The organism is Pseudomonas putida (assembly GCF_050989985.1).
Classification (GTDB): Bacteria; Pseudomonadota; Gammaproteobacteria; order Pseudomonadales; family Pseudomonadaceae; genus Aquipseudomonas; species Aquipseudomonas putida_AI.
Genome location: NZ_CP158815.1, coordinates 5,167,127 through 5,180,732 on the forward strand (window position 1 = coordinate 5,167,127; position 13,606 = coordinate 5,180,732).

Annotated in this window: 13 protein-coding genes; 2 read left to right on the forward strand and 11 right to left on the reverse strand. The window is 59.8% G+C overall.

Annotated elements, in window-relative coordinates:
* Window positions 1–3: 3 nt before the first annotated feature.
* The 8 genes from pabC to ABTV29_RS23670 form a co-directional block, all read right to left on the reverse strand.
* Window positions 4–819, reverse strand: coding sequence for an aminodeoxychorismate lyase (gene pabC, locus ABTV29_RS23635; protein ID WP_433767049.1), 816 nt, complete (start codon window positions 817–819; stop codon window positions 4–6).
* Window positions 819–2,063, reverse strand: a complete 1,245-nt coding sequence (fabF, locus tag ABTV29_RS23640; protein ID WP_433767051.1) for a beta-ketoacyl-ACP synthase II — start codon at window positions 2,061–2,063, stop codon at window positions 819–821. Before fabF ends, pabC begins: the two co-directional genes overlap by 1 nt.
* 109 nt (window positions 2,064–2,172) lie before the next feature.
* The gene (gene acpP, locus ABTV29_RS23645; RefSeq protein WP_025261008.1) at window positions 2,173–2,409 is read right to left on the reverse strand and encodes an acyl carrier protein; all 237 of its coding nucleotides are present in this window, start codon (window positions 2,407–2,409) and stop codon (window positions 2,173–2,175) included.
* A 196-nt stretch (window positions 2,410–2,605) separates the two neighbouring features.
* Window positions 2,606–3,346 carry a 3-oxoacyl-ACP reductase FabG gene (gene fabG / locus ABTV29_RS23650; protein ID WP_433767052.1) on the reverse strand — a complete coding sequence of 247 codons (741 nt, stop codon included), beginning with the start codon at window positions 3,344–3,346 and terminating at the stop codon, window positions 2,606–2,608.
* A gap of 16 nt (window positions 3,347–3,362) precedes the next feature.
* On the reverse strand, window positions 3,363–4,301 hold the full coding sequence (gene fabD / locus ABTV29_RS23655) for an ACP S-malonyltransferase (RefSeq protein ID WP_433767053.1): 939 nt from the start codon (window positions 4,299–4,301) through the stop codon (window positions 3,363–3,365).
* Between the two features lie 127 nt (window positions 4,302–4,428).
* Window positions 4,429–5,439: a phosphate acyltransferase PlsX gene (plsX, locus tag ABTV29_RS23660; protein ID WP_433767054.1), complete on the reverse strand. Its 1,011-nt coding sequence runs from the start codon at window positions 5,437–5,439 to the stop codon at window positions 4,429–4,431.
* A gap of 4 nt (window positions 5,440–5,443) precedes the next feature.
* Window positions 5,444–5,626 (reverse strand): 50S ribosomal protein L32, encoded by a 183-nt coding sequence (gene rpmF, locus ABTV29_RS23665; RefSeq protein WP_003179396.1) that lies wholly within the window; start codon window positions 5,624–5,626, stop codon window positions 5,444–5,446.
* A gap of 13 nt (window positions 5,627–5,639) precedes the next feature.
* Window positions 5,640–6,167, reverse strand: coding sequence for a YceD family protein (locus ABTV29_RS23670; RefSeq protein WP_007942001.1), 528 nt, complete (start codon window positions 6,165–6,167; stop codon window positions 5,640–5,642).
* Between the two features lie 106 nt (window positions 6,168–6,273).
* Between ABTV29_RS23670 and ABTV29_RS23675 the strand changes: the two genes are divergently transcribed.
* Complete coding sequence (locus ABTV29_RS23675) at window positions 6,274–6,852, forward strand: Maf family protein (protein ID WP_433767055.1); 579 nt, start codon at window positions 6,274–6,276, stop codon at window positions 6,850–6,852.
* Between the two features lie 78 nt (window positions 6,853–6,930).
* Here ABTV29_RS23675 and ABTV29_RS23680 read toward each other — a convergent pair whose 3' ends face one another.
* From ABTV29_RS23680 to rluC, 3 genes are read right to left on the reverse strand one after another with little or no spacing between them, the layout of a single operon-like run.
* On the reverse strand, window positions 6,931–7,920 hold the full coding sequence (locus tag ABTV29_RS23680; RefSeq protein WP_433767056.1) for a S49 family peptidase: 990 nt from the start codon (window positions 7,918–7,920) through the stop codon (window positions 6,931–6,933).
* Between the two features lie 24 nt (window positions 7,921–7,944).
* Entirely contained in the window at window positions 7,945–8,607 is a 663-nt protein-coding gene (locus tag ABTV29_RS23685; RefSeq protein ID WP_433767057.1) for an HAD-IA family hydrolase, read from the reverse strand.
* Window positions 8,594–9,553 carry a 23S rRNA pseudouridine(955/2504/2580) synthase RluC gene (gene rluC, locus ABTV29_RS23690; protein ID WP_433767058.1) on the reverse strand — a complete coding sequence of 320 codons (960 nt, stop codon included), beginning with the start codon at window positions 9,551–9,553 and terminating at the stop codon, window positions 8,594–8,596. Before rluC ends, ABTV29_RS23685 begins: the two co-directional genes overlap by 14 nt.
* 700 nt (window positions 9,554–10,253) lie before the next feature.
* Between rluC and rne the strand changes: the two genes are divergently transcribed.
* Window positions 10,254–13,460, forward strand: a complete 3,207-nt coding sequence (gene rne / locus ABTV29_RS23695; protein ID WP_433767059.1) for a ribonuclease E — start codon at window positions 10,254–10,256, stop codon at window positions 13,458–13,460.
* The last annotated feature ends 146 nt before the right edge of the window (window positions 13,461–13,606 follow it).

A 13,606-nucleotide genomic window follows, 5' to 3' on the forward strand; every position in this document is an offset into this window, starting at 1 on the left:
GTATCAAGCATCCAGTAGCGCACGGGCAATGGTTTGGAGTTTACGGGTGAGCGGCCCAACCGGCCAGCTCAGAGCGGCATAGGCATGCACCGGCCAAACGCCATATACGCTGTTGCAGACAAAGACTTCGTCAGCGCCTTGCAGCTGCTCGAGCGAGATATCGGTGATTTGTATGGGGATGCCCAAGGATTCGGCCTGAGACAATAACTCGGCACGCATCACACCTTCCACTCCACAGCAGCTCAAATCCGCTGTGATCAACACGCCGTCACGCACCAGGAACAGGTTGCTGAACACGCCCTCGATCACGCGACCGGCCTGGTCGAGCATCAAGCCTTCGGCATGTTCGGTGTCCCGCCATTCGGCGCGCGCCATTACCTGCTCAAGACGGTTCAAGTGCTTGAGCCCGGCGAGAAGGGGCTGAAAGGAAAGTCGTGTGGTGCACGGAAACAGGCGAATGCCCTGCTCCGCATGGGCGGCCGGGTAAACCGCAGGGGGATTGCCCGACAGGATACGACGGGCCTGGGCCGAAGGATCGAAAGCGTAACCCCGCTGGCCGTCGCCACGGGTAACGATCAGCTTGAGCACACCTTCTTTCAGTTGCTCGGCATAAGTCAGCAATTCCGCGACCACGGCAGCGTGATCCAGATTGATTGCCAGGCGCCGGCAGCCTTTGGTCAACCGCACCAGATGGCGATCCAGCAGGACTGGAAAGCCATCATGCACGGCGATGGTCTCGAACAGACCATCGCCGTACGCCAGGCCGCGATCTTTCAGCGACAGTGCGTCAGCCGGCTGACCATCGACCCAGGTGTCCATCAACCTGCGAACCGGCGGAACACCAGCGAGCCGTTGGTACCGCCAAAACCGAAGGAGTTGGACAGGACCACGTCGATATACATGTTGCGTGCGGTGTGCGGCACGAAATCGAGGTCGCAGCCTTCGTCCGGCTCATCGAGGTTGATGGTCGGTGGCGCTACCTGGCTGTTGATCGCCAGCACGCTGAAGATTGCCTCGACCGCGCCCGCCGCACCCAGCAGGTGACCGGTCATGGACTTGGTGGAGCTGACGGCCAGCTTGTAGGCGTGATCGCCGAACACGGTCTTGATTGCCTGGGCTTCAGCCAGGTCACCGGCCGGCGTCGAGGTACCGTGGGCGTTGATGTAATTCACCTGGTCGCCGTTGATCTTCGCATCGCGCAAGGCGTTGGTGATGCAACGGGCAGCGCCTGCGCCATCGGCTGGCGGCGAAGTCATGTGATAAGCATCGCCACTGGTGCCGAAGCCAATCAGCTCGGCATAGATGGTCGCGCCACGGGCCTTGGCATGTTCCAGCTCCTCCAGAACCAGGGCGCCTGCGCCATCGGACAACACGAAACCGTCACGGCCCTTGTCCCACGGACGGCTGGCGCGGGTCGGCTCGTCGTTGCGGGTCGACAGTGCGCGAGAGGCACCGAAGCCGCCCATGCCCAGGCCGCAAGCCGCCATCTCGGCGCCACCGGCAATCATCACATCGGCTTCGTCGTACATGATGTTGCGTGCCGCCATGCCAATGCAGTGCGTACCCGTGGTACATGCCGTGGCGATGGCGTAGTTAGGTCCCTGTGCACCCAAGTGGATCGACAGGAAGCCGGAAATCATATTGATGATCGAGCCAGGTACGAAAAACGGGGAAATCCGTCGTGGACCGGTCTCGTGCAGCGTGCGGCTGGTTTCTTCGATATTGGTCAACCCGCCAATACCCGACCCCATGGCGACGCCGATGCGTTCACGGTTGGCGTCGGTGACTTCCAGACCGGCGTTACGTACTGCCTGGAAGCCTGCGGCCAGACCGTACTGAATGAACAGGTCGAGTTTGCGAGCTTCCTTGACCGACAGGTAGTCCTCGACATTGAAGCCCTTTACCGAGCCGCCAAAACGGGTGGAATAGGCAGAAAGGTCGGTGTGTTCGATCAGACCAATGCCACTGCGGCCAGCCAGAATGCCCTGCCAGCTGCTTGGCACATCCGCACCCAGTGGCGACAACATACCCATACCGGTGACTACGACGCGTCTACGCGACACAGCACTCTCCTTTTTTGAAATGACGACTTTGCATCAGGCCTAAAGAAAAAACCGCACGCCGTGATAGCAGTGCGGTTTTTCCATGACAGCAAGCAACGATTACAAACTATTAACCCTGGTGGGAGTTAACGTAGTCGATTGCAGCTTGTACGGTAGTGATCTTTTCAGCTTCTTCGTCAGGGATTTCGGTCTCGAATTCCTCTTCCAGAGCCATCACCAGCTCAACGGTGTCAAGGGAGTCGGCACCCAGGTCTTCAACGAAGGAAGCAGTGTTGACCACTTCTTCTTCTTTAACGCCCAGTTGCTCGGCAACGATTTTCTTGACGCGCTCTTCGATGGTGCTCATACCTTGTTTTCACTCCTAATGGACAAATTCAGGCAGCTGGCCAGTGGGTAAGTGTATAGAAAGACTTTTCAGCTTTTCAACCGAAAGCTTCGCTCCTCAAACCCGGGGACCCTCTGCCTATAAATAGATTGCAGCTTTATAACGGATTTTAGACAGCTCGTATGACATTTTTTTGAAGCAATCCGTCACATTTAACCTACATGTACATCCCGCCGTTCACCGGGATTGTAGCCCCAGTCACGTAAGCCGCACCGTCGGATGCAAGAAAAGCGACCACAGACGCGATCTCTTGAGCTTGCCCCAGACGACCCAGCGGAATTTGCGTCTGCAAGGCTTCACGCTGTGCCTCTGGCAGCTCACGGGTCATATCGGTGTCGATGAACCCTGGGGTCACCGAGTTTACCGTAATCGAACGCGAACCGACTTCACGTGCCAGAGCACGACTGAAACCTTCCAGGCCGGCCTTGGCGGCGGCATAGTTTACTTGGCCTGCGTTGCCCATGGCACCCACAACCGAGCCAATACTGATAATTCGACCCCAACGAGCCTTGGTCATGCCGCGCAAAACGCCCTTCGACAGGCGATATAGACTGTTCAGGTTGGTATCGACAACGTCATACCACTCGTCGTCTTTCATGCGCATCATCAGGTTATCGCGGGTGATACCAGCGTTATTGACCAGAATCGCCGGTGCGCCGAACTGCTCCTGGATGCTCGCCAGCACCGCCGCAACGGACTCGTCGCTGGTGACGTTGAGCTCCAGGCCGGTGCCCTGAATGCCGTTTTCCTTCAGGGTCGCAGCGATGCGCTCGGCACCCGATGCGGAGGTCGCGGTGCCGACCACGATGGCACCCTGACGACCCAGTTCCAGGGCGATAGCCTGACCAATGCCGCGGCTCGCACCGGTAACCAGTGCAACTTTACCTTGCAGACTCATGCAAGCTTCTCCTGATTCAGGCCAACGCTGCACGGGCGGCAGCGAAAGCGTCTGGGGTATTGAGGTTGGAAGTTGATACGCCATCGGCGCAGCGTTTGTTCAGACCAGCCAGTACTTTGCCCGGACCACACTCGACCAGATTGGTCGCACCCTTGGCTGCCAGCGCCTGGACCGACTCGACCCAGCGCACAGGCTTGTAAAGCTGCTCAAGCAGGTCGCGCTTGAGGGTTTCCAGATCGGCCGGCACATCCGCGCTGACGTTCTGTACTACAGGAATCTGCGGCGCCTGCCAGTTGATCGCGGCGATGGATTCGGCAAAACGCTCGGCCGCCGGACGCATCAGATCGCAATGAGATGGCACGCTGACCGGCAGCGGCATGGCACGCTTGGCACCGCGAGCCTTGCAGCCCTCGATGGCGCGCTCGACCGCCGCCTTGGCACCGGCGATAACCACTTGACCCGGGGAGTTGAAGTTGACGGCACTGACCACTTCACCTTGCGCCGCTTCGGCACAGGCGGACAGCACGTCGACATCGTCCAGACCCAGAATGGCGGCCATGGCGCCCTGCCCGGCCGGAACGGCCTCTTGCATCAGCTTGCCGCGGGTTTCGACCAGCTTCACTGCCTCGCCCAGGCTCAGACTGCCTGCCGCGACCAGCGCACTGTATTCACCCAGGCTGTGACCGGCGACATAGGCCGGACGCGCACCACCTTCGGCCAGCCACAGGCGCCACAGGGCGATCGAGGCAGTCAGGATGGCTGGTTGGGTTTTATCGGTTTGATTGAGTTGCTCTTCCGGCCCCTGCTGGGTCAGCGCCCACAGGTCATAACCCAGAGCATCGGAAGCTTCTTTGAATGTTTCGAGGACAATTGGATGTTCCGCGCCCAACTCGGCCAGCATGCCGAGAGACTGCGAACCCTGTCCCGGAAAGACGAATGCGAGAGAAGCAGACATGTAACAAGCCCCTAATGATCTTATCGCCGGAGAATTGATGTCCCGCTTTTTGGGGACGCAAGAAACTGACAGTTGGATGGCCCGTTGAACCGAGCGGTCACATTTAAGCATTGTCCGACGAAAACGCCTAAAGCAACAAATCCTCCAGACGGCCGTGAATGCGCTCGGGGAGGTTTTCCTGGATCTCGATCAAGGCGCGGGAAATCGCACTCTGAAAGCCCTGAACCCCGGCAGAACCGTGACTTTTCACGACAATACCCTGCAAACCGAGGAAGCTGGCGCCGTTATGCCGCGCAGGCGCCAGATCCGCCTTCAAACGCTTCATCAACGGCAAGGCCAACGCCCCCACCATGCGTGACGGCAGGCTTTGCTTGAACAATGCTTCGATGCGCCCGGCAATCATGGTTGCCAGGCCTTCGCTGGACTTGAGCAAAATGTTGCCGACAAAACCGTCACACACCACCACATCCGCCTCGCCACGGTACAAGCCGTCACCTTCGACAAAACCGATGTAATTGATGCCACGCGCGCTCTGCAGCAGGGTGGCAGCCAGCTTGACCTGCTGGTTACCCTTGATGTCTTCGGTGCCGATGTTCAGCAGAGCGACACGCGGCCGCACGACACCCAGGGTTTCCGCAGCGACCGAGCCCATGACCGCAAACTGCAGCAGGTGCTCGGCACTGCAATCGACATTGGCGCCCAGATCGAGCAACTGGCAATAACCGCTCTGTGTCGGGATCGCCGCGACCATGGCCGGCCGATCGATGCCCGGCAACGTCTTGAGCACGAATCGCGACAACGCCATCAGCGCTCCGGTATTGCCAGCACTGACACAGGCCTGGACCTTGCCATCGCGCAACAACTCGAGCGCCACTCGCATCGACGAATCAGGCTTGCCGCGCAGGGCCTGGGCAGGCTTTTCGCTCATGGTGATGACTTCGGATGCCGGAGTAATCGTCAGGCGCGCGCGATCCGCAGCCGATTGGCCAGCGATCAATTCTTCAAGAAGGGAGGGTTGACCAACGAGGGTCAGGTGCAGCGAGGGGGTAGCAGACAGGCAAGCGAAGCTGGCCTGGACAATGCTGCGGGGACCGAAGTCCCCGCCCATTGCGTCAATCGCGATGACTTGAGCAGACAAGTGATTACTCGTCAGCGCCCTTGTCGATCACTTTACGGCCACGGTATACGCCTTCTGGCGATACGTGGTGACGCAGGTGAACTTCACCGGTGGTTTTTTCTACAGACAGAGTGCTAGCCTCGAGAGCGTCGTGCGAACGGCGCATGTCACGGGCAGAGCGGGATTTTTTGTTCTGCTGAACAGCCATAATTGATTAACTCCTAAACGTTTGGGTCACGCTTTAACTGCGCCAATACACTGAACGGGTTGGACCGCGTTACCTCGTCCTCGCTCGGTTCGGGCTCATCTGCTCCCGCCGGCTGCTGGCATTCTTCCGGATGATGAGCAGGCACAATGGGCAAGGCGAGCAGAAGCTCTTCCTCGATCAGTGACTGCAGATCCAATGGATCCTCGCCCAGTTCCAGCACGTCATAACCTTTCGGTAACGACTGGGTATTCGCACCCTCCTTCACCACAGCGTAACTGCATTCGCTATGGATCGGCAGGGTGACCAGCTCAAGACAACGCTGGCAAACCATTTTGACTTCGGTGTCGATAAAGCTGTGGATGACCACAGATTTACGTTCATCTCGTTCAAAAACGAATTTAGCCTGCACCGTACCGACATTGTCGGAAAGCGGGTCGCAGAGTCTCTCCAAATCGGCCAGCAGCATTTCACCCTGGAGGGTGGTGCCACGATCAGCCAATTTGCGCGGGTCAACGTGAGGTGGAATCGGGTCATTCAACATAGGCGCAGCATTATAGGGATGCCCCCGCCCATGTCAAAGGAAATTCAGCCCTGTCCGTCACTTGCAAGGCTCCGCTAGAATCCACAGCTGCCTTCAGGAGATACGCATGCTGCCTTTATTACTCGCTTCCAGCTCGGCCTATCGCCGGGAATTGCTGGCCCGCCTGCGGTTGCCGTTCACCTGCAGCTCGCCGGATATCGATGAAAGCCACCGTCCGGGCGAGCTTGCCGTTGATCTGGTCAAACGGCTCGCCGAGGAAAAGGCCCGCGCATTAGCCGGTAGCCATGACAGCCATTTGATCATCGGCTCCGACCAGGTTGCAGTGCTCGGCGGGCGGATTATCGGCAAACCCCATACCTTCGAAAAAGCCCGGGAACAACTGCTGGCCTCCAGCGGCGCCAGCGTGACCTTTCTGACCGGCCTGGCCCTGCTCAACACCCGGACCGGCCATTGCCAGGTCGACTGCGTACCTTTCACGGTGCATATGCGCGAGCTCGATGACGCACGCATCGAACGCTACCTGCACGCGGAACAACCCTACGACTGCGCTGGCAGCTTCAAGGCCGAAGGACTGGGAGTGACGCTATTTCGAAGCACCGAAGGCCCTGACGCCACCAGCCTGATCGGCCTGCCGTTGATCCGGCTCGTGGACATGCTGCTGGCAGAAGGCGTGCAAATCCCCTGAACGGCAAAAAATCGCAGCCTTCGGCAACCCCTACGGGACTGCTGCCGAATGCTGCGATCCTTTGAACCAGAAACAAACTCAGCGAATCGATGGACCGTTGAACCCCATCCACATCGCCAGATGCTCAGCCACGCTGGCGCCGAGCTTCTTCGAGAATCGATCGAACGGCGACTCCTGAACGGTGAAGTCCACCAGCTCTTTTTCACCAATCACATCACGAGCAACCGAGCTGGCATTACCCAGACCGTCGATCAACCCCAACGGCAGCGCCTGCTCGCCAGACCAGACCAGCCCGGAGAACAGCTCCGGATGCTCCTTGTCCTTCAGGCGATCGCCACGCCCCTGCTTGACACTGTTGATGAACTGCTTGTGCGTGGTATCGAGCACACCTTGCCAGAACGCAGTTTCTTCAGGCTTCTGCGGCTGGAAAGGGTCGAGAAAGGATTTGTGCTCGCCGGAGGTGTACGTGCGGCGCTCAACACCCAGTTTCTCCATGGTGCCGACAAAACCATATCCGGCAGCCGTGACACCGATGGAACCCACCAGGCTCGCCTTGTCAGCGTAAATCTGGTCGGCGGCGCTGGCGATGTAATAGGCACCGGATGCGCCCAGATCCGATATGACCGCATACAACTTGGTATCGGGGTGCAGACCGCGCAGGCGACGAATTTCGTCATAGACGTAACCCGACTGAACCGGACTGCCACCGGGGCTGTTGATACGCAGGATGACGCCCTTGACCTTGTCGTCCTCGAAGGCGGCACGCAGACTGCCGACAATGTTGTCAGCGCTGGCGGGCTCCTTGTCGGCAATCATGCCGGTCACGTCGATCAGCGCCGTGTAGTGACCGCTGCGGGTGGCGGCCTTTTCCATGTCCATCAATGGCGAGAACAGGGCCAACGCAATAAACAGGTACACAAAGGTCAGCAGCTTGAAGAAAATCCCCCAACGACGGGACCGGCGCTGCTCCTGCACACCTGCCAGCAGCGTCTTCTCCAGCAACTTCCAGCTTTTTTCGTCACCGCTCTCTGCGCTCGACTTCGCGGGCGCCTTCCATTCGTCGGCCATGCCATCTACCCCAGCAAAAACGTATTAAGCCTGCTGATTCAGCCAGGCATGCAATTCTGAAAAGCGATCGATAGCCAACCGTGGCTCGAATAATTTCAGTGCCTCAATGGACTGCGCACCATAGCTGACCGCCACCGACCCCATGCCGGCGTTGCGCGCCATCTGCAAATCGAAGGACGAATCGCCGACCATCAATGCCTGCTCGGGCTGAACTTCGCAGTGAGCAAGGATCTGTTCGAGCATCAGCGGATGCGGCTTGCTGGCGGTTTCGTCGGCGGCGCGGGTGATATCGAAATAATCTTCCCAGCCATGGGACTTCAGCACCCGATCCAGCCCGCGACGCGCCTTGCCGGTCGCGACCGCCAGATGATAACCCTCGGTCCGAAAGGCCTCCATCGACTCGACCACACCTTCGAACAACGGCGAAGGCACCGCTTCGGAAGCAATGTAGTGATCCGCGTAGTGCTGACGAAACGCCACCAGCTCGGCATCACCGATATCGGGATACAGCGTGCGAATCGCCTCTGGCAAGCCCAGACCGATAATGCCCTTGACGGCATGGTCATCACGCAACTGAAACCCCGATCGCTCGGAGGCAACGTGCATCGCCTCGACAATCCGACCGATGGAATCGGCCAGCGTGCCATCCCAATCGAAAATCAACAGCTTGTAATCAGATCGGCGCACTCAGACGCTCCACTGTTTGAGCCCACATTTCATCCACTGGCGCCTGAAGCTTCAGCTCGCCGCCATCGGGCAACGGCACGGTCAGCATGTAGGCGTGCAGGAACAGGCGCTTGCCGCCAAGATCGCGAATTTCCTTGGTGAAGTCGTCATCGCCGTACTTGCTGTCGCCGGCGATACAGTGACCTGCATGCAGGGTGTGCACGCGAATCTGGTGGGTCCGACCGGTAACAGGCTTGGCCTCGACCATGGTGGCGAAATCACCGAAACGGCGCAGCACCTTGAACACGGTCAGCGCTTCCTTGCCCTCTTCGTTGACCTCGACCATGCGCTCGCCCGAACGCAGGTTGCTCTTGAGCAACGGCGCGCGGACCTGCTTGATCGAGGTCGCCCAGTTGCCGCGAACCAGCGCCATGTAGCGCTTGTCGACACCGTCACCGCGTAGCGCTTCGTGCAAATGGCGCAACATGCTGCGTTTCTTGGCGATCATCAGCAGACCCGAGGTGTCCCGGTCCAGGCGATGAACCAGTTCCAGCTCCTTGGCGTCGGGGCGCAACTGACGGAAAGCTTCGATCACGCCAAAGTTCAGGCCGCTGCCGCCGTGGACCGCGATCCCGGCAGGCTTGTTGATCACGATGAGTGCCTTGTCTTCGTAGACAATCGAGGCTTCGAGGCGCTGCAGCAAACCCTGGGCCACCGGCACCGGCTCGTCACGTTCAGGCACGCGAACCGGCGGCACGCGCACGATGTCGCCTGCCTGCAGCTTGTATTCGGGCTTGATCCGTCCCTTGTTCACCCGCACTTCGCCTTTGCGCAAAATGCGATAAATCAAGGTCTTGGGCACGCCTTTGAGCCGAGCGAGAAGGAAGTTATCAATACGTTGGCCGGCATATTCCGGCGAGACCTCAAGCATTTGTACGCCTGGAGTCGGGGGGGCAGTAGTCGTCATGCCGCGGATGATATCAATTTTTTATGGAATTGAAGCACTTAATCATTGCTGCTATAGTCGCGAACGCCGCCAAAAGCGGCCTGGACAGCGGACCTACGGTCAAAAACCGGCCCTGACCAACGCAATTCACCAGGACGCGAGGCCGTCCTACGGGGCTTTCGCTACGTAACGGTGGAGTTTGCAGGTGTAACGAGCGCAGGTGACATGAGGCCTGAATCACGCCGCGAAGCAGAGTTCCCACTCGCCACGCGAGCCAATATTCACGGCCAGTTCACAAAGTGCAGTCAGCTGCGAATGACCCCGAGCGACCGCTTCGGAAACTACGCCTAATTAGCCATGATGCGTGACTTCCCCTTTCGGAGCTCACGGTAAATGCCAACCCGCTGCGGATTCTGCGCGCGGCAGCACCCGAATTATCAGGGATACGTGTAGGGTGGAGATGCACAACCGCTGGACTGTGTAGCAATAGGCTTTATCAAGACGCTTCATCTCGTCCACAGCCGCCGGTTGATTCCTCCTCCTGACTGAGTGCTTAAGTAGCCACAGCAAGCAGGACGCGTACGTCGCGATGCAGGCCCGCATTGGCCGGACATCGCTGGACACGGGAATGGCCAACCACTCCCGACGCACCTGACACCGACCGTGAGAAGTCGTGTGTGCCGAACGCCGTTTCCGGCAGCCCGGAAACCGACGGTACTACATGAAAAGAATGCTGATTAACGCAACTCAACCCGAAGAGTTGCGTGTTGCACTGGTAGATGGCCAGCGCCTCTACGACCTGGACATCGAATCCGGTGCACGCGAGCAGAAGAAAGCCAACATCTATAAAGGCCGGATCACTCGCATCGAACCAAGCCTCGAAGCTGCCTTTGTCGATTTCGGCTCTGAGCGCCACGGCTTCCTGCCCCTCAAAGAAATCTCCCGCGAATACTTCAAGAAAGCCCCCGAAGGCCGCGTCAATATCAAGGACGTCCTGAGCGAAGGCCAGGAAGTCATCGTTCAGGTCGAGAAAGAAGAACGTGGCAACAAGGGCGCAGCCCTGACCACCTTCATCAGCCTGGCCGGTCGTTACCTGGTGCTGATGCCGAACAACCCGCGTGCCGGTGGCATCTCCCGTCGCATCGAAGGCGAAGAGCGCAACGAACTGCGTGAAGCCCTGAACGGCCTGGTTGCCCCGGCCGACATGGGTCTGATCGTGCGCACTGCCGGCCTGGGCCGCAGCAGCGAAGAAATGCAGTGGGACCTCGACTACCTGCTGCAACTCTGGACCGCCATCAAAGAAGCGTCGCTGGATCGTTCCGCGCCATTCCTGATCTACCAGGAAAGCAACGTGATCATCCGCGCCATCCGCGACTACCTGCGCCAGGACATCGGCGAAGTGCTGATCGACAGCGTTGAAGCCCAGGACGAAGCCCTGACCTTCATCCGCCAGGTGATGCCGCAGTACGCCAGCAAGATCAAGCTGTACGAAGACAGCGTTCCACTGTTCAACCGCTTCCAGATCGAAAGCCAGATCGAAACCGCCTTCCAGCGCGTCGTCGAACTGCCTTCCGGCGGCTCCATCGTTATCGACCCGACCGAGGCCCTGGTGTCCATCGACATCAACTCGGCGCGCGCCACCAAAGGCAGCGATATCGAAGAAACCGCCCTGCAGACCAACCTTGAAGCCGCCGAAGAAATCGCCCGTCAGTTGCGCCTGCGCGACATCGGCGGCCTGATCGTCATCGACTTCATCGACATGACCCCTGCCAAGAACCAGCGCGCCGTGGAAGAAAAAGTCCGCGAATGCCTGGAAGCCGACCGCGCTCGCGTGCAAGTTGGCCGCATCTCGCGCTTCGGCCTGCTGGAAATGTCCCGTCAGCGCCTGCGTCCATCCCTGGGTGAAAGCAGCGGCATCGTTTGCCCGCGTTGCAGCGGCACCGGCATCATCCGCGATGTTGAATCGCTGTCGCTGGCGATCCTGCGCCTGATCGAAGAAGAAGCCCTGAAGGACCGCACCGCCGAAGTTCGCGCCCAGGTGCCGATCCCGGTGGCCGCGTTCCTGCTCAACGAAAAACGCAACTCGATCACCAAGATCGAACTGCGCACCCGCGCGCGCATCGTCATTCTGCCGAACGATCACCTCGAAACCCCGCATTTCGAAGTTCAGCGCCTGCGCGATGACAACCCGGAAGCCGCCACCAACCAGTCCAGCTACGAAATCGCTGCTGCCGCTGCCGAAGTGGAAGAAGTCCAGCCATCCGCAGCGACCCGCACCCTGGTTCGCCAGGAAGCCGCGGTCAAGACCGCTCCAGCCCGTGCCAACGCTCCGGTTCCGGCCGAAGTCGTGGCTCCGGTTGCCGCGCCTGTCGCCGCACCAGAGCCAAGCCTGTTCAAAGGCCTGGTGAAGTCGCTGGTCAGCCTGTTCGCCACCAAGGAAGAGCCTGCCGCACCGGTAGTGGTCGAAAAACCGGTTGTCGAGCGTCCAGCCCGCAACGAAGAGCGTCGCAACGGTCGCCAGCAAAGCCGCAACCGTAACGGTCGCCGCGATGAAGAGCGCAAGCCTCGTGAAGAACGTGCACCGCGTGAAGAGCGCGCACCACGTGAACCGCGCGAAGAGCGCCAGCCACGAGAATCCCGCGAGGAAACCCCAGCGGTAGCTCGCGAAGAACGCGCACCACGCGCACCTCGTGAAGAACGTGCACCGCGCGCTCCACGCGAAGACCGCAAGCCGCGTGGCGAACGTGAAGAACGCGTACGCGAACTGCGTGAGCCTCTGGATGCCGCCCCGGCAGCCGCCGCTACCACGGAAGAACGCCCAGCCCGTCCGCCTCGCGAAGAGCGCGCTCCACGTCCACCGCGTGAAGAGCGTCAACCGCGTGCCGAGCAGGCCGCTGCTGCCGCAGCCGAAGAAGAGCTGCCAACCAACGAAGAGCAATTGCAGGAAGAAGGTCAGGAAGGCGCCGAAGGCGATCGTCCACGCCGTCGCTCCCGCGGTCAGCGTCGTCGCAGCAACCGTCGCGAACGTCAGCGTGATGCCAACGGCAACGTGATCGAAGGTTCGGAAGAGTCCGAATCCGCCGAAGCTGGCGAGACCACTGCCAACGGCGAAGCGCCAAGCGCTGCCGATCTGGCCGCCGGCCTGGCAGTGACTGCTGCCGTTGCCAGCACCGTGATCAGTGCTCCAGCCGAAGCACAAGCCAACGAGCAAGCGGAACGCGCCACTGCCGCCACCCTGGAAACTGCTCCGGTAGAAGCGCCAGTCGTTGAAGCCACCACCCTGGTCGAAGTGACTGCCTCGCCGGAAGTCGAACTGGCACCAGCACCTGAAGCCCAACCAGTGGTTGAAGCAGCTGCCGAGCCTGCCGTCGTTGCCGAGGCACCAGCCGTGGCCGCCGAGCCGGTAGTCGAGACCGTGACTGAAGCTGTTCGTGAAGTTCGCGAAGAGCAAACCGCGTTCAACTGGGTCGCCGAGCCAGCCGTTGTCGAAGCTCCGGCCCCGGCCGAAGTGGCTGAAGCAATCGTCTCCGAGCCAGTGGTTGCCGCAGCCGAGCCAGCACCAGTGGTTGAAGCACCGGTGGTTGCCGAAGTGCCTGCTCCAGTGGCACCAGCCGCTCCTGTCAGCGCCCTGACGCCAAGTGGCCGCGCACCGAACGATCCGCGTGAAGTGCGTCGTCGCAAGCGTGAAGAAGAGCGCCTGCAGAAGGAAGCCGAACTGGCTGCCGCTGCCGCTCAGGCTGAAGTGGTTGTCGCTGAGCCAGCACCGGTTGCTGCCGATGTGGTCGAGGCAGCACCTGCCCCGGCTGCCGAAGTTGCTGCCGAGCCGGCTGAGTCGGTGATCCACGAAGCACCGCGCTCCGTTCAGGAAGCCGCAGAGCAAAACGAACAGGCCCAGGAAAAAGAACACGAGACCAAACCTCTCGTCTGATTCCAAAAGCCTATAAAAAGCCCCGCCTGGTGATGCCAGGCGGGGCTTTTTCATTTCTACTGACTAAATCCCCCTGTGGGAGCGAGCTTGCTCGCGAAAGCGGTTTCACATTCAACAAATAGACTGACTGATCTGACGCTTTCGCG

Bases quoted from the DNA above. Each gene is read 5' to 3' on its own strand.
- ABTV29_RS23680 (WP_433767056.1), bottom strand. From the start codon at position 7,920: ATGGCCGACGAATGGAAGGCGCCCGCGAAGTCGAGCGCAGAGAGCGGT.
- pabC (WP_433767049.1), bottom strand. From the start codon at position 819: ATGGACACCTGGGTCGATGGTCAGCCGGCTGACGCACTGTCGCTGAAA.
- acpP (WP_025261008.1), bottom strand. From the start codon at position 2,409: ATGAGCACCATCGAAGAGCGCGTCAAGAAAATCGTTGCCGAGCAACTG.
- rluC (WP_433767058.1), bottom strand. From the start codon at position 9,553: ATGACGACTACTGCCCCCCCGACTCCAGGCGTACAAATGCTTGAGGTC.
- fabG (WP_433767052.1), bottom strand. From the start codon at position 3,346: ATGAGTCTGCAAGGTAAAGTTGCACTGGTTACCGGTGCGAGCCGCGGC.
- rne (WP_433767059.1), top strand. From the start codon at position 10,254: ATGAAAAGAATGCTGATTAACGCAACTCAACCCGAAGAGTTGCGTGTT.
- rpmF (WP_003179396.1), bottom strand. From the start codon at position 5,626: ATGGCTGTTCAGCAGAACAAAAAATCCCGCTCTGCCCGTGACATGCGC.
- ABTV29_RS23675 (WP_433767055.1), top strand. From the start codon at position 6,274: ATGCTGCCTTTATTACTCGCTTCCAGCTCGGCCTATCGCCGGGAATTG.
- fabD (WP_433767053.1), bottom strand. From the start codon at position 4,301: ATGTCTGCTTCTCTCGCATTCGTCTTTCCGGGACAGGGTTCGCAGTCT.
- ABTV29_RS23670 (WP_007942001.1), bottom strand. From the start codon at position 6,167: ATGTTGAATGACCCGATTCCACCTCACGTTGACCCGCGCAAATTGGCT.